Raw genomic sequence first — 19615 nt, 5'->3', positions numbered from 1 at the left:
TAAGGTCGACACAGTCAAATGAGGGTGGAATTGCGCTATTCTAATCGTTATGCGCCTTTGATGCATCAAGAACAATGCATTGACGCAGCTTACCCAACCTTAAGCAGAGTTACCAGCAATGAAATCTAAATCCGCGAGCCAAATAGAATCATAGTGGCTGCATTGATTAATAGCCGTATAGATAAAGGGTTTTGAAGATAAAAATGCCCACTCGCCGTAGAGGTTGTGGGCATTTAATTGTGAACGCTACGTCATTTATAACGCTAAATCATTTATAACGAGTCACTTATAACGCTTACTCACTTGAGCGGAAGACTGAATCCTATTCAAGTCCAGCTTCAAACGTAAGGAAAATCTCACTGACGGTTTTATCGGCAAGGGATGTGTCTGAGCTTGGACGTTCAATAGATGCATGTAAAAGATAACGTCCTGCCGCAGGCAAGGTCATGGCCACGTTACCGTCTTTATCTGAGGTTAAAGCGATTTCTTCAGGCTTGTTTCGGTATAGGCTACCGTCTTTCATGATCGCAACACTCACACCTGCAACGGGTTTGCCGTCATAAACAAACTGCAATGTGGCGGGTTCATTTTCAACGATATCCGCTGGATGGGTTACAGGGACTAGTTCCAAGTACTCCCCCTTAGGAGCCAAAACCTTATCCGTCGGCTTATTTCGGGTTACGTAGGTTTCCACCCGCGATACATTTAAAGAACCTTCTAATTCAGAGGCGCCCTTTGGCATGACAGCTGCGGTCGCTTTTTTATCTAAACGACTGCGGACAAAGCCTTCTTTACCTTTCACTTTATAGCGGGAGAAATAACGCGGCGTGACTTCTTTCTCGAACTTATACGTGCCATCTTGCATTAACTGCACATCAAATACCGACTTACGGCCGCCAGTATAACTTGAGCTTGGAGAGCTTGACTCACCATTAGGCAGTAACACACGCACATCACTGGCGCTGAAAGGTTTATCCATCATAAACACTTGATTGCTGGCAGACACATCAGAGGTTATCCACACTGCTTCTTGGCTTTCGGCCGAGACGTTAAAGTGGCTAGGTAAAATCCATCTGTCGTGGCTGCTTGCCAACGGGCTAATACAAAGTGTGCTAAGTAATGCAATAAGACGTAATTTCATGCCTTTTCCTTAAGTTTAACGAGTAATGTACGGGCAATATATTCAGCAGCAGGCTCAGCGAGCCATGCCGCTTAAGCGTATGTCGATAACGCCGGTTTCAGTGGTGGCGGGTAACTGCACTGAGAAGTCCCCCGCAGCTAAATCGATGTTTTGTCGCACGAGATCGCGACCGCCATGCTCACGCACCACTTCAATAAACACAGTGTAACGAGCAGGTTCCAGCGCTTTGCCTGCCTCATCTTTTAAATCCCAATCGATTTTGTAATGACCCGCAGGGCGTGTGGCAGATGCAATACCATCAACAAAACTCATATCGTCACGACCCGCTTTACGCCACCAACGACGGATGTCTTTAAGCCATTTATGGCCTTCATCCCAAACCCAAAGGCTTAAGGTTTTTACCGGTTGCCCTTGGGTATTTTCAACCCACACGGCCACATAGGGTCTGTGATATTGGCCTTCGGTAATTTCAGGTAAAGTTAAATCGACAGTCATTTGTGGCGCCGCAAACGCAGCTGAACTCACAAACAAAGCACTCACCGCAATGGTACGAATAAGATGACGCATACTCGGTCTACACTCCTTATGGAACGAAATAAACATACACAAGTCCGCAACTACCGCTGACAAGTACCATGTATAACAATGACTTTTTGAGGCGCTTGGTTTGAGGCAATAATAAGTAAGCCCCAGTAAGCGAAAATAAAATAATCAGCACGGCGCTAAGATCGAGTATCCAAGCCCATGCAGTGCCTGTGTTACGGCCCTTATGCAAGTCATTCACTACGGCTACGACACCGTACTCTAAGGTTTCGACATAGGCTTGGCCGTCGAGCAGGTCCAACGTCAGGCTGCGGTAAGTGCCAGGCCCTTTGCTGACTAAGCTAATTTCGTCTTCATCTATGTCAGCAGTGGCCATATCCATCGCCCATTCACTTTTCAGCCAATGGCCCGTTGCCAAGCGCCACTGGGCATCTTGTGTATCAACGGGTAATAAATAGGCAGGGATGGGCACTTGCTCCCGTTTAGGTTCCTGATCCGCTTGAGAAAACCAATTAGGGTGATTTAACGTTATGCCTGTCACCGCAAAAAACAGCATCAGCAGCAACAACGCCATAGACACATATACATGGATAATTCGAGCAAAGGACAAAGACGACTTACTGACTCTTAATTTCAATGGTGCACTCTCAAAAGCAACCCGAAGAGAAATACCTCCAGAATCGGCTTTCCCTATGCAGCCTAAGACTGAAATGAGCTGCATTAAACTAATTTAATGTGCTAGATTAAATGAGATCGATTATCAAATAGAACAAAGTTTACAAACTTTACATATTCAATACTGCAAAAGAAGCTGAAATATAGGATTGAAGAATAAGACTGAAAAATAAACCGCTTACAGACAATTCTGCATTTAACACGCAAAGCCATTATCTTTGATTAAATTAGCAGCAAGTTATTTACGGTATCATCTGTAAAGACTCATTAGATTCATAGGGATAAAATCCAACATTCATGCTAACTTTTTGGGATAAAATTTACTTTACGCCCCCCTCTCGTTTACCTCATTACAATCGGCTACAATCCGCCGCCGGCGACTTGCTGGTACTCCCAAGGAAATATCATCTTGAGTACATCTCTGCTCAAAAAAATGCGCTGCTTGCATATTCTGTGGCTCGCGTTAATGCTCAACGCCTGTGTTGCTCCACTCTTATTAATGTCACCCCAAGGTCAACTAATGTGGGCCCTGCTCAAACCCCTGGTCGGTTTAGATCCAAATGATGTCGGCTTATTCGAACAGCCACTCATCAAAAACCGTATGCAGGAATTGCTGGGTAAAAATTACGATACCACTCTGTCGCTGCTCAAAACGGCCGATAAGATCCAGCAGGAAGGTCCACTTATTTATTTAGTGTCAACTTATACTCCTGTACCTGAGATGGCAGAAAAAGCCGGTCTAGTGTGGAACTCAGACACCAACCAAATGGCAGTGATGCTAATGAAGGGCGGCGCGCCCTTAGTGATCTCTGAGCAATTCAGTAATCAAGCGCAAAAGCTGGTCCCAAGTTGGCCGAAGGAATTAGCCGACTATACCGATCCGCAGAAGTTACAACAAAAAGCCTTAGAAGCGGGCGCAAATCAAGTGCAGCAGTTACCTAATCCCATTAAAGCAGTCGCCACCGGTGAGGTTAACGCGGCTCAAAGTGCTGTCACTGAGCATGCTGTATTGCCAGCAAGGATCACTGATGCGGCAGCAAAAGTAGCCACACCTGCAATGCCAGCAGTTCCAGCAGTTCCAGCGGAAATAAAATCGCTGCCTGTCGTGCCAGAAGTCAAAAAGCAATAACACAGATCACCACAGTGCCTAATCAACTGGCACTGTGGTATTCACTGTCGTCTTATAAAGTGCCTATTCCCCAGTTCGACATTCTGATCCAAGCCCAGCTTCTTATGCCTGCCGTTACGCTGGTTTTTATGTTGGCGCTTATGCTCACTCAAAGATTAGTTGTGCTTGCTAACTCTAAGCTTCACTCCACTCTCTGAATCCCAGAACTAAACAGATAAGGCTTATTCAGCTTGCTGACGACTTAAAATCCAATACATCATTATTGAGTTACCCAACCTATAAACGGCTTGATAAAAACAAACGACAGAAATTCAAACCAGCTATAGCAAGGACATTGATAGAAAAGGGAAAAGGGAAAAGGGAAATGCTAAACGAAGAAAGCGAAAGAAACCAAACTGCGAATAATGCGAAAGCAGATAGAGAGTGAAAACGATTAGTAAGGATATAGTGAAAAACCAGAAAGCAAAAAGCCTGTCCGAAGACAGGCTTTTTAACTTTTGGCTGGGGTACAAGGATTCGAACCTTGGAATGCCGAGATCAAAACCCGGTGCCTTACCACTTGGCGATACCCCAATAAACTGTGTTTAATCTTCTTTCTGAAGATTGCATTTTGATGGTACGGGAAGAGAGACTTGAACTCTCACACCTCGCGGCACCAGAACCTAAATCTGGCGTGTCTACCAATTTCACCATTCCCGCATCAAAATGTACCAAAATTGTTTTTTCAACAGCTTTGGATTTTTCTCTGATAAATCACTTTAACAGAGTTAAATATGGTAGCAATGGCGGGACTTGAACCTGCGACCCCAGCATTATGAGTGCTGTGCTCTAACCAGCTGAGCTACATTGCCATGGCTGGGGTACAAGGATTCGAACCTTGGAATGCCGAGATCAAAACCCGGTGCCTTACCACTTGGCGATACCCCAATCAACTTGGAAACTGAGAAAAAATGGCTGGGGTACAAGGATTCGAACCTTGGAATGCCGAGATCAAAACCCGGTGCCTTACCACTTGGCGATACCCCAACTAACTCTGTTTCAAACATCCGCTATCGCCGATGTTTCTAAAAATGGTACGGGAAGAGAGACTTGAACTCTCACACCTTGCGGCACCAGAACCTAAATCTGGCGTGTCTACCAATTTCACCATTCCCGCACAGCTTCGTGTTTACATCTTGAAGAGATGCTAGCAATCAATGCTAGAGTAAAATCGCCGTCTATTTTATATAAGAATATGCTTCTTAAATAAAATGGTAGCAATGGCGGGACTTGAACCTGCGACCCCAGCATTATGAGTGCTGTGCTCTAACCAGCTGAGCTACATTGCCACTTCGATATTACGCGCCCCTCTCAGCGAGGAACGGGGCGTATTATGCTTATTCGAGGTATCGAGGTCAACAGCTTTTTTTCGCTATTTCCCTTAGGTTAAGCTGTTCGGCTATTACTTCACCAAAGTGAGCAACAGATGTGCTAAATAACACACTATTGCTCGTACTTAGCTTAATTTATCGAGACTGACTTCTTGGATAATCCTTGTTATACATTAAACAAGAAATGCATCACATCGCCATCTTTAACGATATAGGTTTTACCTTCCACACGTAACTTACCGGCTTCTTTCGCGCCAGCTTCACCTTTGTGGGCAATAAAATCTTCATAGGACATGACTTGTGCACGAATAAAGCCGCGTTCAAAATCGGTATGGATAACACCCGCCGCTTGTGGAGCACTTGCACCTACTGGCACAGTCCAAGCACGCACTTCTTTCACGCCTGCGGTGAAATAAGTTTGCAGATTCAGTAATTGGTAACCAGCACGAATAACGCGATCTAAACCAGGCTCTTCGATACCCAGATCTGCCATAAACTCATCGCGATCGGAGATTTCCATCTCAGCCAGTTCAGATTCAATCGCAGCACACACAGCAACAACGATAGCGTTTTCTGTCGCTGCAATGGCGCGAACAGCGTCTAAGTGTGGGTTGTTCTCAAAACCATCTTCCGCCACGTTAGCAATATACATGGTCGGTTTTAAGGTTAAGAAGTTAAGGTAAGCAACGGCTTCCAGTTCTTCTTTAGATAATTCCATTGAGCGCAGCATTTTCGCTTCGTCTAGAATTGGACGCATTTTTTCTAATACTTCCACTTCAAACTTAGCGTCTTTATCGCCGCCTTTAGCACGTTTTTGCTGGCGTTGAACCGCGCGCTCTAAGCTGTCTAAGTCAGCTAAGGCTAATTCAGTGTTGATGACTTCGATATCGCCAGCTGGATCAACCTTGTTAGCAACGTGAACAATATTGTCATCATCAAAACAACGCACTACGTGACCAATGGCATCGGTTTCACGGATGTTAGCTAAGAACTTGTTACCTAAGCCTTCGCCTTTAGATGCGCCGGCTACGAGGCCTGCGATATCTACGAATTCCATGGTGGTCGGTAACACACGTTGTGGATTCACAATCGCAGCTAACGCATCCAGACGTGGATCCGGCACAGGTACAACACCTGTGTTAGGTTCAATGGTACAAAACGGGAAGTTAGCCGCTTCGATGCCAGCCTTAGTTAACGCATTAAAAAGCGTTGATTTACCTACGTTAGGAAGACCAACAATGCCGCATTTAAAACCCATATGCTTACCTTTCTCTCGATTATTGGCTGACAAGTCACACTCATCAGCGAGGTTTAGTCGTCCTGCCCTATGGCAGCACATTACTGAATTAATTAGTTAATTAACTTGAGTCTCGCCAAAGGCAAAACCTACTCCGCTTTAAAGGAGTGTAATCTGTTCATGGCTTTCACCATGTCTTGCTTAAACAAAATCTCAGTAGAACGCACGGCTTCATCTATCGCCGCATCGATAAGCTCTTGCTCTTTAGCAGGTGCTTTTCCCAGTACGTAACCACTCACTTGGTTTTTATCACCGGGATGACCGATACCTAAGCGTAAACGGTAGAAATTTTTATCGTTAGCCAGTTTAGCAATAATATCTTTCAAACCATTGTGGCCGCCATGGCCGCCACCGAGCTTGAACTTAGCCACGCCGGGCGGCAAATCGAGTTCATCGTGAGCAACCAGAATCTCTTCCGGCGTGATACGAAAAAAATTTGCCAAAGCACCCACCGCTTTACCGCTTAAATTCATATAAGTCGTCGGGATCAATAAGCGGACATCTTTACCGTGCAATACGGCTCTGGCGGTCAAACCAAAATACTTACTGTCGGCCACTAAAGTCACGCCGCAAATTCGAGCCAACTCTAATACGTACCAAGCCCCCGCATTATGGCGAGTGTGCGCATATTCAGCACCAGGGTTAGCCAGACCAACTATTAATTTTATTTCGCTCATGACACTCAATATCGTTATTTCGTCGATGGCAGCCGCGCAGAGCGCCGACTGAACTGACCATAGCTGCTAAAAACGCGGCATTTTAGCACTCAAAGCCCAAGTCAACAAATGCCACGTCATCGCACTGAGTCAGAACGCAGAACAACATAGGATTAATTAAGCCCCATTGCATATTTAAGAACGGTCTTTTTGATCGGAGAATTGATGTTTGCCAACTTTAACGCGCCATTACGCAGCAGCTTAAGCGGCAGGATATCGTTACTAAAACCTGCATAAAACAAATCCATCGCCGTCATCATCAGTTGGTTATCGCGATAGCGCTTGCGCTGATATTGGGCCAGCACTTCATTCGACCACCAGATATTATCTTGGGCTAATGCATCCTTGATAACCGCCAAAAACGCTTCAACATCCTTAAACCCAAGATTCACCCCTTGGCCTGCGAGCGGGTTAATGGTGTGGGCGGCATCCCCTAAAATCACCACGTTCTGACTATAATAACGCTGTGCATGGCGACGAGTGAGGCCAAAACTGCCTTTATTCTCAACGGTGAAATCGGCATCTAAGCGTGCAGGGAAATGCAAACGTATCTGTTCGGCCAACTGTTTGTTGTTAAGCTGCATTAACTGTTTTATTCGGTTGGCGTCGTCGTACCACACCAGCGAAGCATTGTTGCCGGGCAGAGGTAATAAGGAACGCGGTCCTTTGGGCGTAAACTGCTGCCATGTGACATCTTGCTGGCCCTGTGCGGTGCGGATATTGATCAGCATTGCCGATTGAGCATAATCCCAACCCGATATACCAATCCCCGCCCATTGGCGCACCTGCGAGTGCGCACCGTCGGCACCGACCAATAACTTAGCGTTAAGTTTATGATTCGATTGTAAGTGCACACTTACACTGTCGTTCTCACGGGCAAATGCCGCCACTTTATCGGGACAATATAAAGTGATGCCGGCCAATTGCGCCATCTGTTGCCACAGGGCAAGTTGGATTAAACGGTTTTCAACTATATGACCTAAATGACTAGCGCCAATTTGCGAGCTGTGGAATTGGGTGATGCAGCCATCAAGCTCCCAAGTTTCTAAGCCAAGATAAGGCACATTGCGCATTTTCAGCAGTGAGTCCAAGGCGCCAAGACGTTCAAGCAGCGTTTCAGAGGCCACACTGATGGCCGAGACTCGCACATCTAACGGCTGCTCGGCTTGATAAGCCTCTGGCGCAAATGATTCAATCACCGCCACTTGCAAGCCCTGCAGGGCTAATCCAATTGCTGTCGCCGCACCGACCATACCGCCGCCGACGAGAATGACATCGAACTCAGTGCCTTTAACATGAGTGCCTTTAACATGAGTGACGTCTGAATGAATCACATCAACATGGGTCACGTCAGAATGAGTTGTATCAGATGTCATCGGTGCACTTGCTTCATCAATTTGGCTCATCTTACTTACCACCTTAGTTACCACCTTTATTGCCATGTTTATTGCTGCCCAAGCGACGTCTTTACACTATCTATGCGCAAGTCTATGCGCCAGCTATTTTACCCAGACAGCATTGACCAAACCTGATGCAGGATAAAGCCACGAACTTTGTATCAAAAGTATGTCTCTTAGCACTCAAACGTGAGCAAATGTTGCTATCAGCCCGTCTGCTCACAGTTGCTTACAAAGACAAAATTTACCCGTTTCAACACTGACTAAACTCAAGTGGCACGGGCATCATAGCCAAAATCACTTAATCGAGATTTTGTAATTTGGCTGGCGTTATCCGTGCTGAACACTCTCACTTAACTAGCGCCTAGCCCTAAGCCGTATTGGACGAGTTAACAAGTGAATCCACCGTATAAATTAGCGAGGATGTCATGAAAACACTGACTCTTTTACCCATAGCCAGTCGCTTATTAATTTGCAGCGCACTTACACAAGGCACAGCATTTACATTGGGCACTGCACTCATATTAGGCATTGCACCGCTAGGCCAAGCCATCGCGGCTAGCTCAGCAACTAACTCTGCCGCGAGCCCAAACATTGAAACCATCACAGTGACCTATCGCGACCCGCTCGATTATGCCTTATATCAACATACCACGGAAATGTTGAGCGCATTTCGACTCGAAATTCGTGAAGACATCGGCATTCAAGCACGTAATAGCTTGATGGAAATGGCCAAAGCTCAGCATGTTAACCGTCTTAACCTCGCCCAAGTACAAGCCAGTAATAAAAACCTAGCATTTGTACGGGTATCGCCCTCGGCAAAAGCCAACAGGTAAAAGTGTGGACAAAGCTGGTCAGCAGCCATAACAGCAGGTAAAATGCCGCGCTATTTTTATTGGTCATCTTAGGGCGACACAACTGATGAGTAAGAAACTCCATATCAAGACTTGGGGCTGTCAAATGAATGAGTATGACTCATCCAAGATGGCTGATCTGTTAGGCGAATACCAAGGCTACACCTTGACTGAAGAAGCGTCTGAGGCAGACATTCTCCTGCTGAACACTTGTTCAATCCGTGAAAAAGCGCAGGAAAAAGTGTTCCATCAGCTAGGACGCTGGAAGACGCTTAAAGATAAAAATCCCAATTTGATTATTGGCGTGGGCGGCTGTGTTGCTTCGCAAGAAGGCAAAGCCATTAAAGACAGAGCCCAATGTGTCGACATTATTTTTGGCCCACAAACGTTGCACCGTCTGCCCGAGATGATCGAGCAAGTGCGCCGTGGTGACAAAGCGGTTATCGATATCAGCTTCCCTGAAATCGAAAAATTCGACCGTCTGCCAGAGCCACGCGCCGAAGGCCCAACGGCGTTCGTGTCTATCATGGAAGGTTGCAGCAAATACTGTTCATTCTGTGTGGTTCCTTATACGCGCGGCGAAGAAGTCAGCCGTCCATCGGACGACATCATCCTTGAAATCGCCCAATTGGCTGAGCAAGGCGTACGTGAAGTGAACCTGCTTGGCCAAAACGTCAATGCCTATCGCGGCGCAACCCACGATGACGGCATCTGTACCTTTGCTGAATTACTGCGTTTTGTGGCAGCTATCGACGGTATCGATCGTATCCGCTTTACGACCAGTCACCCGATTGAATTTACACAGGATATTATCGACGTTTATGAAGATACCCCTGAACTAGTGAGCTTCTTACACTTGCCAGTACAATCGGGTTCTGATCGGATTCTCACGGCGATGAAACGCGGTCACATGGCGATTGAATATAAGTCAATCATCCGCCGCCTGCGTAAAGCCCGTGAAGGCATTCAAATCAGCTCAGACTTTATCATTGGCTTCCCAGGCGAAACCAAAGAAGATTTTGCCGACACCATGAAGTTGATTGAAGACATAGGTTTCGACCACAGCTTTAGCTTTATTTATAGCGCACGTCCGGGCACGCCAGCGGCGGATTTACCTGATGATGTTGATATGGAAGAGAAAAAGCAACGTCTCGCGATTCTGCAAGACCGCATCACCCAGCAAGCCATGCGCTACAGCCGCCATATGATGGGCACAGTGCAGCGTATTCTGGTTGAAGGTCCATCGGTTAAAAATCCAATGGAACTGCGTGGCCGTACCGAGAACAACCGTGTGGTGAACTTCGAAGGTCAGCCAAAACACATTGGCACCTTTGTGGATGTCGAAATCGTCGACGTTTACACTAACTCGCTGCGCGGTAAGTTTATCCGCGGTGAAGATGAAATGGATCTACGCCGTAGCCTACGTCCATCGGATATTTTGGCTAAGCACAAACAAGATGACGAACTGGGTGTGACGCAATTTAAGCCATAAGCTTTAAATCGGCTTAAACAGTACCTATATAGAGAAGGGCGACTTAGTCGCCCTTTTGCTTTCACGCACTTTTGTTTAAGTCTACCGAGGCAATTGTTATTTTCCGTTAGCAATTATCGGCCATGGCTCGTAAACTGAAATTATCTTGCAAGGGTTTAGCGACATCAACCTTGCTTTCTTATTCGCTATTGGGAGTGCTATTTGTCCAGTAAATTAACTACCATGAATCTGTATCTCGAACCCGCAGAAACCCGCCGTTTGGCTTCACTTTGCGGTCCATTCGATGACAATATCAAGCAGATAGAACGTCGCGTTGGCGTTGAAATCGTCCGCAAGAACAATCATTTCCAGATCACCGGACTGCCACGCAATTGTTTAAGCGCCAACAACTTACTCAAAGAACTCTATATCGAGACCCAAACGGTCAAAGGCAGCACGCCCGATCTTGAGCCTGAACAAGTCCATATCGCCATTCAAGAAGCCATCGCCCTAGAGCAAGAAGACGCGAGCGACGACAGCAGCATTAATATCAAAACCCGCCGCGGCGTCATTAAGCCACGCAATCCAAACCAAAGCCTATATGTGGCCAATATTGTGCGCCACGACATTACCTTTGGTATTGGTCCAGCGGGAACCGGCAAAACCTACCTTGCGGTGGCAGCGGCAGTGGATGCGTTAGAACGCCAAGAAGTGCGCCGTATTTTGCTGACTCGCCCAGCGGTAGAAGCGGGTGAAAAACTTGGTTTCTTACCCGGTGATTTGAGTCAAAAGGTCGACCCTTATTTACGTCCACTCTATGACGCACTATTCGAAATGCTCGGCTTTGAAAAAGTGGAACGCTTAATTGAGAAAAACGTCATCGAAGTGGCGCCGCTTGCCTATATGCGCGGTCGCACATTGAACGATGCCTTTATTATTCTCGATGAAAGCCAAAACACCACAATCGAGCAAATGAAGATGTTCCTCACCCGTATCGGCTTTAATTCCCGTGCGGTGATCACAGGCGACATCACGCAAACCGACTTGCCAAAACATCAAAAGTCCGGCCTACGCCACGCGATTGAAGTGTTAAGCCAAGTAGAAGAAATCAGCTTTAACTTTTTCGTCTCCCAAGACGTCGTGCGCCACCCTGTGGTTGCTCGCATCGTAGAAGCCTATGAGGCTTTTGATTTAAAAGAGCAAACCTTAAAAGCCAAAAAAGAAAGCCAATACCAGAAACAACAGGAAGCAGCACATGAGTCTTGATTTAGCTTTAGATATTCAACATGCCACCACCTGCGACTGGTTGCCAACGGACGAGCAATTCGCCCTTTGGGTCACAACCGCGATTGGCAATAGCATGGATGAAGCTGAATTAACCATACGTATAGTCGACAGCCGCGAGAGTCAGATGCTCAATAGCACCTACCGCGGCAAAGACAAACCGACCAATGTGTTGTCATTTCCCTTTGAGGCACCGCCAGAAATTGAACTTCCTTTACTAGGAGATCTTGTCATTTGCGCGGCAGTCGTTGAAAATGAAGCCCGTGAGCAACAAAAAACCTTAGAAGCGCACTGGGCACACATGGTTGTACATGGTTGCTTGCATCTGCTAGGGTATGATCACATCGAAGATGAAGAAGCTGAAGAGATGGAGTCGTTAGAGACCCAACTCATTGAAGGCTTAGGCTTTACTGACCCATATAAGGAACAATAGTTAGCTAAGATAATCCCTATCAAAAGCTAATGAGAAAACTATGAGTGACGATATCCCCCCGAGTACGAACGCCCACAAGAAAGGTTGGTTTGATAGAGTAAGTCAGCTATTTCAGGGCGAACCTCAAAATCGCGAAGATTTAGTCGATGTGATTGATGGTGCAGAACAGCGCGATCTGATCACTCAAGACACCCGCGAGATGATAAAAGGTGTATTAGACGTTTCTGATATGCGTGTTCGGGATATCATGATCCCAAGAGCTCAAATTGTCGCCCTCCAGATAGACAACTCGGTCGAAGAATTACTCGCCACTGTGATTGGTTCAGGTCACTCGCGCTTCCCCGTCGTTAACGAAGATAAAGACCATATCGAAGGCATTTTGCTTGCTAAAGATTTGATCCCTTACGGTTTCTCCAACAGTGATGAGCCCTTCTCACTGGACCGGGTGATCCGTCCTGCTGTGGTTGTACCCGAAAGCAAACGCGTCGATGTATTGCTAAAAGAATTTCGCTCACAACGCTACCATATGGCGATTGTGGTCGATGAATACGGCGGCGTGTCAGGTCTGGTGACTATCGAAGATATTTTGGAAGAAATTGTCGGTGAGATTGAAGACGAATTCGACCACGATAGCACGGAAGAAACCGAGATCCGCAAAGTCGGCAACACGGTTTATATGGTTAAGGCCTTGACGCCAATTGAAGATTTCAACGAAGAATTCAACACTGAATTCAGCGATGAAGAGTTTGATACCGTCGGTGGCTTAGTCTCACACGCCTTTGGTCATCTGCCAGAACGCAACGAGAGCATCATCATTGAAGGCATCGAATTTAAAGTTATCAATGCTGACACAAGGCGTTTAATCCAACTCAGAGTTAAACTCCCCGATCCTAATACTGGCGAAGACGTAGAATAATCACTCGTGCTAAAACAAATCCGGGCTTTTGCCCAACAAAAGTCCCGACCTAGTGCTTTGAGACTCGTACTGGCATTTGCCCTTGGCGCCAGTACGGCGCTTTCATTTGCGCCCTATTCCATTTGGATAATCTATCCGTTTGCCATGGCGATTGCCCTCTGGCATAGCCGAGCGCTTGACGCTAAGGCGAGCTTTTACTATTGGTTAAGCTTTGGGTTTGGCTGTTTTGCCGTAGGGATCAGCTGGGTACATGTGAGTATGGATACCTTTGGTGGTATGCCGCTCATCGCCTCCGTTGGCTTAATGGCCTTGTTGGCTTTGTACTTAGCCTTATATCCGGCACTAACAGGTTTAGCGCTGGCTTGGTTAACTAAAACACTCTGTAAAAATGGCAAAACCACGTTTAGCCTTTGGCGTAATCTCGCCCTCTTCCCCGCCCTGTGGACCTTGACCGAATGGGCTCGTGGCTGGGTGATGACAGGTTTCCCCTGGTTATGGGCCGGTTACTCGCAAACCCAAGGGCCGCTAAAACCCCTTGCCAGTATTATAGGCGCACTAGGGTTAAGCTTTGTGCTGGCCATGCTCGCTGGTGCATTAGCCCTTTGTTTTACTAAGCGTTATAAGAGTTTACTGCTTTTACTGCCGCTCAGTATTCTGGCCGTTTGGGCTGCACCTAAGGTTTCCGACATTCATCCTACGGGTGAAAATGTTAAAGTGGCACTGGTGCAAGGCAATATTCCCCAAAGCATGAAGTGGGAACCCGACGCCCTGTGGCCGACCCTATTAAAATACATGGATTTATCCCGCGAACATTTTGATGCCGATATCATTATTTGGCCAGAAGCGGCAGTTCCCGCGCCAGAATCTATGGTGCAGGACTTTTTAGATAACGCCAATAAAGTCGCCAATCTAAACCATACGTCAATCATCACTGGCATTATCAGCCATCAAAACAATGAGTTTTATAATTCATTAATTGTGCTTGGTAATCATAATCAGAAACAACAAGCTGGCCCTGACTATGAGGGCGATGGTAGCAATCAATTTAAGAAACATCATCTGTTGCCGATTGGCGAGTTTGTGCCGTTTGAAGCGCTACTTCGCCCGATTGCGCCTTTCTTTAATTTGCCTATGTCCTCCTTTGCCAGAGGCGAATATCAACAGCCAAATCTAAGTGCCCTAGGCCATAAAATCGCGCCCGCGATTTGTTATGAAATTGCCTTCCCAGAGCAATTACGCGACAGCGTTAATCAAGGGACAGATATACTGTTAACTGTCTCAAATGACGCTTGGTTTGGTAGTTCAAACGGCCCATTACAACATATGGAAATCGCCCAAATGCGCGCAGTTGAATTGGGGCGCCCTTTGTTGCGGGCAACCAACAATGGCGTGACTGCGGTAGTCGATGAACATGGCAATATCACAGCATCCTTACCCCAGTTTGAAACAGGTGTGCTAAGCGCAACCATTCCCTTGGTGACAGGCCAAACTTGGTTCGCAAAATTAGGTCAAACACCCCTGCTGCTGCTCTGTGGCTTACTGGTATTACTCGGCTTTGGCCGACGTGTAAAAGCGCAATAGGATCGAGACCATGCATTACCCAATCAATAAACAAGATGCGGCTGGCTTTACCTTGATTGAACTGGTCGTGGTGATTATTGTACTTGGGATCTTGGCAGTGATTGCCGCGCCTAAATTTATCGGTTTGAGTAAAGAGGCTCGAGTACAAACCCTGAGCCAATTACAGGCCAGCGTAAAAACCGCCAACACACTGGCCTACTCAAAAACCCAAATGCCCAGCCTGCGAATTCAAGCCGTTGCAGGCCGCGACGATATTATTGATATCGACCTCAATGGTGATGGCACGCCCGATACCAGATTGAAATGGGGTTACCTCGATAATACCGATGTGGAAAATTGGATCACCTCAGATGATAAGCTCATCATTCAATATCAAGGCGTTGATATCACTTACATAGGTTACGATCTTAACAACAATACCTTAGTAGATGACGATCAATGCTATTTCCGCTACACCCAAGCCAGCGATGCCAACACCCCGCCGCTATATGATATCAACGCCCAAGGTTGTTAGGCTGACACTCAGTTAACCTGTGTTATCCCGCAATTGTCTGCGAATAGATTAGGCTGATTGCGCGTTCCACGTTAAGGTGAACGATTAGACGTGGCCTTATACCAATCATAGTTACTGTTGCTGTTACTGTGTCTGCATAGCCAATATGATTGGTACCATTACCTCGTTCCTTAACTAAGGTACACATCAAGGCAACTCTATGGCACTGCTTCGCGTGCGCTACCAAACCCACGAGTTTGGCGATCTCGATATTCATGTCAGAACCCTAAGAGACAATCAGGAATTTGACGACATCGATGGCGAAGCCGAGAAGCTCGGTATTTCCTCCGCAACTTGGCCGTTATTTGGCATAGTCTGGCCATCGAGCCAAGTGCTCTCGCACCACATGGCAGACTACAAGATTGGCAATAAACGTATTCTTGAAGTGGGCTGTGGCATTGGGCTCGCGAGTCTAGTGCTTAATCATAGGCACGCCGATATCACGGCAACCGACTATCACCCAGAATCAGGAAATTTCCTTAAGCAGAATGTCGATTTAAATCATGGTCGGGCGATCCCGTTTGTGCGCACTGGCTGGGCTGATGCAGAAACGAATTTAGGCTTATTTGATCTGATCATTGGTAGCGATCTCTTGTACGAACAAGAACATGCCGATCTGTTGTCACAATTTATTGAGCAGCATGCTAAACCGGTTTGCGATGTGGTCTTGGTCGATCCCGGTCGTGGTAATCATGCCAAATTCAGTAAACGTATGGTCACCTTAGGTTACGAACACACACAACATAAACCCATTCACACTGAATTCTTATTGGCGCCTTTCGGTGGCCAAATCCTCAGTTACTGTCGTACGAACAGCTGATATTGTCTGATTAACTAAGATAGCGGTGATTTCGGTTTAATTGATCAAAAAAAAACGACGCAGATGCGTCGTTTTAACGAAATAAGATCGGTAACGCGACTAAGGCGTTAGCGGCTCGCGGGTAAATTCTTCGTGATCACACTCTGGGCAATCTGGGATGGGACTCGGAAATTCAATACTCATTTCATTGCCACAGTTAGTGCATACCATGATGCCCTGACTTACTATGTCGCCACTTTTGTAATAACCATTTTGCTTAAAATCTTGCGTTAATTCATGCCATTCCACTTGGCTGCGATCGGTTATTTCACCCAACCAATGCCAAAGCGTATTCTCCAAAGTAATCACAGTTTGGCTGTGGCTCAGACTATCGGCGTTCTGCTCGCGAAGAAAACTGGTAATATCACGTTTTAAGAATTGTTCTACTAAAGCGAGCTCATCTTCTCCAGCCTGTTGTTTAAGACGTAAAAACTCCTTACCTTGAGTGACAGAGTTAAATAAGTTCTTTACAGTCAGCGTGTTATCTTCTGCAAATTGAGCTTTCACTTCGGTAATTAAGGCTTGATACAGTCCTAGTAACACGTTACTTCTATCATTCATAACCAATACTCCTTCATACGAACCTTTTTAATGCATCGCTTCTAGTTTATTCTATGCAGATCTTACTCGCGCTGATATGGCGTTAGATCAAATAATAGGCGGCACTGCCGGAAATAGAGTGATGCAAGAGCAATATAATCCCTCAGAAATTGAAGCCTTAGTGCAAAAGCACTGGCATGACAACAAAACCTTCGAAGTCACTGAAGACGCAAACAAAGAAAAGTTTTATTGCCTTTCGATGTTTCCGTACCCTTCTGGCAGACTCCACATGGGACACGTACGCAACTATACCATAGGTGACGTAGTTGCACGCTTTCAACGTCTTCAAGGCAAAAACGTGCTCCAGCCTATTGGTTGGGACTCCTTTGGTTTGCCCGCAGAAAATGCCGCGATTAACAACAAGACTGCGCCTGCGCCATGGACCTATGAAAACATAGAATACATGAAGAACCAGCTGAAATTGCTGGGTTTTGGTTACGATTGGAGCCGTGAAATCGCCACTTGTACCCCTGAATATTATCGCTGGGAACAATGGTTCTTCACTAAGTTGTACGAGAAAGGCCTAGTCTACAAAAAGACAGCTTCAGTCAACTGGTGTCCAAACGATGAAACCGTACTGGCGAACGAGCAAGTTCAAGACGGTTGCTGCTGGCGCTGTGATACCCCTGTGGAACAAAAAGAAATTCCACAGTGGTTTATTAAGATCACTGCCTATGCAGAAGAATTGTTAAACGATATCGATACCTTAGATGGCTGGCCTGAACAGGTTAAGACCATGCAGCGCAACTGGATTGGTCGCAGCGAAGGTGTGGAAATGACCTTCGGCGTCGCAGGTCACGATAAAACCTTCGATATCTATACCACGCGTCCAGATACCTTAATGGGCGTGACCTATGTGGCGATTGCCGCAGGTCATCCATTAGCTGAAATCGCCGCGCAAACGAATCCTGAGCTTGCCGCCTTTATCGATGAGTGCAAAAACAGCACAACATCAGAAGCCGAACTCGCGACAATGGAAAAACGCGGTGTCGCTACAGGGCTTTTCGCCATTCATCCTATCACTGGTAAGCAAGTCCCGATTTGGGCAGCTAACTTTGTGTTGATGAACTATGGCACAGGCGCTGTGATGTCAGTTCCAGGCCACGACCAACGTGACTTTGAATTTGCAAAAAAATATGGTCTAGCAATTGAGGCTGTGATCAAGCCTGTTGATGGCGACGTCGACATTAGCGAAGCCGCTTATACCGAAAAAGGCGTACTGTTTAACTCGGGTGAGTTTGACGGTTTAGACTTTGAAGCGGGCTTTAATGCCATCGCTAATAAGTTAGTCGCCGAAGGTAAAGGCAAGCGCCAAGTCAACTATCGCCTACGCGATTGGGGTGTTTCACGTCAGCGTTATTGGGGCGCACCCATCCCTATGGTGACCTTAGCCGACGGCACTGTGATCCCAACACCAGCAGATCAACTGCCAGTATTGCTGCCAGAAGATGTGGTGATGGACGGTATTCAAAGCCCAATCAAGGCCGATAAAGAATGGGCAAAAACCCAAGTCAACGGTCAAGATGCGCTGCGCGAAACCGATACCTTCGATACCTTTATGGAATCGTCTTGGTATTACGCCCGTTACTGCAGCCCGCATGCAGACGAAATGTTAGATCCTGCTAAAGCCAACTACTGGCTACCTGTGGATCAATACATTGGCGGTATCGAACACGCGTGTATGCATTTGTTATATTTCCGCTTCTTCCACAAGTTGCTACGTGATGCAGGTCTGGTTAACTCTAACGAGCCAGCCAAACAACTGCTGACCCAAGGCATGGTGTTGGCCGATGCTTTCTACTACATCAACGAAAAAGGCGCCCGTGTATGGGTTTCTCCTTTAGATGTAGCGACCACAGAAAAAGACGACAAGGGCCGCATTACTAAGGCTATCGACAAAGACGGCAATGAGCTGGTTTATACCGGCATGAGCAAGATGTCTAAGTCGAAAAACAACGGTATCGATCCTCAAGTCATGGTTGAAAAATACGGCGCCGATACCGTTCGCCTATTTATGATGTTCGCCTCACCACCAGAATTAACTCTGGAATGGCAAGAGTCTGGCGTTGAAGGCGCACACCGCTTCATTAAACGTCTGTGGAAATTGGCAAACGAGCATGTGAACCAAGATAACAGCGAAGCCTTAGATGTCAGCACGTTAACAAGTGACCAAAAAGCGCTGCGCCGTGAAGTCCACAAGACTATCGCTAAAGTGACCGACGATATCGGCCGCCGTCAGATGTTTAACACTGCGGTTGCCGCCGTGATGGAACTGATGAACCATCTGCAAAAAGCGCCACAAACCACAGGTCAAGACAACGCCATTATCGGCGAAGCCTTATCGGCCATAGTGCGTTTGCTGTACCCTATCATTCCGCATGTGAGCTTTAACCTGTGGAACGAGTTAGGCAATGCAAGCAACATCGAAGACAGCCAATGGCCAGTCGTTGACGAAGCGGCGCTAGTTGAAGACAGCAAGCTCATCGTTGTGCAAGTTAACGGTAAAGTTCGCGCAAAAATCACAGTGGCAGCCGATGCTGATAAAGAATCAGTAGAAGCCTTAGGCATGAGTGATGAGCATGTGATCAAATACCTAGACGGCCTGACTGTGCGTAAAGTGATCTATGTGCCGGGCAAACTGCTTAGCATAGTGGCTAACTAACGGCTGCTAATAACTAGCTATCCCCTAAGTTATTGAAGTGGCTGCAAGGCGGCAATTGAGATATGCCCATGAGCTTAAGTTTTTTAAGTGATTGGGTTGCTTGAAAGTCGCCAACAAAGCTATCGCTTCAAGCC

At 46.6% G+C, this 19615-nt stretch carries 17 protein-coding genes and 7 tRNA genes; 10 read left to right on the top strand and 14 right to left on the bottom strand.

Going from position 1 to position 19615, the window contains the following annotated elements; translation table 11 throughout:
- Positions 1 to 322 precede the first annotated feature (322 nt).
- The 3 genes from MO387_RS02000 to MO387_RS01990 are packed head-to-tail and all read right to left on the bottom strand — an operon-like array spanning position 323 to position 2321.
- Entirely contained in the window at positions 323 to 1141 is an 819-nt protein-coding gene (locus tag MO387_RS02000; protein ID WP_107948744.1) for a DUF4198 domain-containing protein, read from the bottom strand.
- A gap of 54 nt (positions 1142 to 1195) precedes the next feature.
- The gene (locus tag MO387_RS01995; RefSeq protein ID WP_006086948.1) at positions 1196 to 1708 is read right to left on the bottom strand and encodes a DUF2271 domain-containing protein; all 513 of its coding nucleotides are present in this window, start codon (positions 1706 to 1708) and stop codon (positions 1196 to 1198) included.
- 16 nt (positions 1709 to 1724) lie between these two features.
- Entirely contained in the window at positions 1725 to 2321 is a 597-nt protein-coding gene (locus MO387_RS01990) for a PepSY-associated TM helix domain-containing protein (RefSeq protein ID WP_006086949.1), read from the bottom strand.
- 471 nt (positions 2322 to 2792) lie between these two features.
- Between MO387_RS01990 and MO387_RS01985 the strand changes: the two genes are divergently transcribed.
- Positions 2793 to 3488, top strand: coding sequence for a hypothetical protein (locus MO387_RS01985; RefSeq protein WP_199908824.1), 696 nt, complete (start codon positions 2793 to 2795; stop codon positions 3486 to 3488).
- A 498-nt stretch (positions 3489 to 3986) separates the two neighbouring features.
- Here the strand turns inward: MO387_RS01985 and MO387_RS01980 are convergent.
- The 10 genes from MO387_RS01980 to MO387_RS01935 form a co-directional block, all read right to left on the bottom strand.
- Positions 3987 to 4061, bottom strand: a tRNA-Gln gene (locus tag MO387_RS01980).
- 41 nt (positions 4062 to 4102) lie between these two features.
- Positions 4103 to 4187: transfer RNA gene (locus tag MO387_RS01975), tRNA-Leu, on the bottom strand.
- Between the two features lie 75 nt (positions 4188 to 4262).
- Positions 4263 to 4339 (bottom strand) — tRNA-Met (locus tag MO387_RS01970).
- Between the two features lies 1 nt (position 4340).
- Positions 4341 to 4415: transfer RNA gene (locus tag MO387_RS01965), tRNA-Gln, on the bottom strand.
- Positions 4416 to 4439: 24 nt separating this feature from the next.
- Positions 4440 to 4514, bottom strand: a tRNA-Gln gene (locus MO387_RS01960).
- Between the two features lie 45 nt (positions 4515 to 4559).
- Positions 4560 to 4644 (bottom strand) — tRNA-Leu (locus MO387_RS01955).
- Between the two features lie 95 nt (positions 4645 to 4739).
- A tRNA-Met gene (locus tag MO387_RS01950) sits at positions 4740 to 4816 on the bottom strand.
- A gap of 208 nt (positions 4817 to 5024) precedes the next feature.
- Positions 5025 to 6116, bottom strand: coding sequence for a redox-regulated ATPase YchF (gene ychF, locus MO387_RS01945; protein ID WP_006082735.1), 1092 nt, complete (start codon positions 6114 to 6116; stop codon positions 5025 to 5027).
- Positions 6117 to 6244: 128 nt separating this feature from the next.
- A complete protein-coding gene (pth, locus tag MO387_RS01940; RefSeq protein ID WP_006082736.1) occupies positions 6245 to 6832 on the bottom strand; it encodes an aminoacyl-tRNA hydrolase in 588 nt (195 codons plus the stop codon).
- Between the two features lie 152 nt (positions 6833 to 6984).
- Complete coding sequence (locus MO387_RS01935; protein WP_199908747.1) at positions 6985 to 8277, bottom strand: FAD-dependent monooxygenase; 1293 nt, start codon at positions 8275 to 8277, stop codon at positions 6985 to 6987.
- Positions 8278 to 8696: 419 nt separating this feature from the next.
- Here MO387_RS01935 and MO387_RS01930 point away from each other — a divergent pair, with 419 nt between their 5' ends.
- The 8 genes from MO387_RS01930 (at position 8697) to MO387_RS01895 (ending at position 16180) form a co-directional block, all read left to right on the top strand.
- On the top strand, positions 8697 to 9104 hold the full coding sequence (locus MO387_RS01930; RefSeq protein WP_242325953.1) for a hypothetical protein: 408 nt from the start codon (positions 8697 to 8699) through the stop codon (positions 9102 to 9104).
- A gap of 85 nt (positions 9105 to 9189) precedes the next feature.
- Complete coding sequence (gene miaB, locus MO387_RS01925; RefSeq protein WP_107948750.1) at positions 9190 to 10614, top strand: tRNA (N6-isopentenyl adenosine(37)-C2)-methylthiotransferase MiaB; 1425 nt, start codon at positions 9190 to 9192, stop codon at positions 10612 to 10614.
- A gap of 201 nt (positions 10615 to 10815) precedes the next feature.
- Complete coding sequence (locus MO387_RS01920; protein ID WP_107948752.1) at positions 10816 to 11859, top strand: PhoH family protein; 1044 nt, start codon at positions 10816 to 10818, stop codon at positions 11857 to 11859.
- The gene (ybeY, locus tag MO387_RS01915) at positions 11849 to 12310 is read left to right on the top strand and encodes an rRNA maturation RNase YbeY (protein ID WP_107948754.1); all 462 of its coding nucleotides are present in this window, start codon (positions 11849 to 11851) and stop codon (positions 12308 to 12310) included. Before MO387_RS01920 ends, ybeY begins: the two co-directional genes overlap by 11 nt.
- Positions 12311 to 12350: 40 nt before the next feature.
- On the top strand, positions 12351 to 13226 hold the full coding sequence (corC, locus tag MO387_RS01910) for a CNNM family magnesium/cobalt transport protein CorC (RefSeq protein ID WP_006082742.1): 876 nt from the start codon (positions 12351 to 12353) through the stop codon (positions 13224 to 13226).
- Positions 13227 to 13232: 6 nt separating this feature from the next.
- Entirely contained in the window at positions 13233 to 14807 is a 1575-nt protein-coding gene (lnt, locus tag MO387_RS01905) for an apolipoprotein N-acyltransferase (protein WP_242325952.1), read from the top strand.
- 10 nt (positions 14808 to 14817) lie between these two features.
- Complete coding sequence (locus MO387_RS01900) at positions 14818 to 15321, top strand: prepilin-type N-terminal cleavage/methylation domain-containing protein (RefSeq protein WP_107948759.1); 504 nt, start codon at positions 14818 to 14820, stop codon at positions 15319 to 15321.
- Positions 15322 to 15520: 199 nt separating this feature from the next.
- Positions 15521 to 16180 (top strand): methyltransferase domain-containing protein, encoded by a 660-nt coding sequence (locus MO387_RS01895; protein WP_006082745.1) that lies wholly within the window; start codon positions 15521 to 15523, stop codon positions 16178 to 16180.
- Positions 16181 to 16279: 99 nt separating this feature from the next.
- On the opposite strand, the gene MO387_RS01890 is transcribed toward MO387_RS01895, so the two are convergent.
- Positions 16280 to 16780: a zinc ribbon-containing protein gene (locus MO387_RS01890; RefSeq protein WP_006082746.1), complete on the bottom strand. Its 501-nt coding sequence runs from the start codon at positions 16778 to 16780 to the stop codon at positions 16280 to 16282.
- A gap of 121 nt (positions 16781 to 16901) precedes the next feature.
- On the opposite strand from MO387_RS01890, the gene leuS reads away from it, so the two are divergent.
- The gene (leuS, locus tag MO387_RS01885) at positions 16902 to 19481 is read left to right on the top strand and encodes a leucine--tRNA ligase (protein ID WP_107948762.1); all 2580 of its coding nucleotides are present in this window, start codon (positions 16902 to 16904) and stop codon (positions 19479 to 19481) included.
- Positions 19482 to 19615 lie beyond the last annotated feature (134 nt).

Origin of the sequence: Shewanella sp. N2AIL, assembly GCF_022690845.1 — a bacterium.
Taxonomy (GTDB): Bacteria; Pseudomonadota; Gammaproteobacteria; order Enterobacterales; family Shewanellaceae; genus Shewanella; species Shewanella baltica.
The sequence above is the reverse complement of the archived record's forward strand: the minus strand, read 5'-3'. Positions and strand labels throughout refer to the sequence as shown.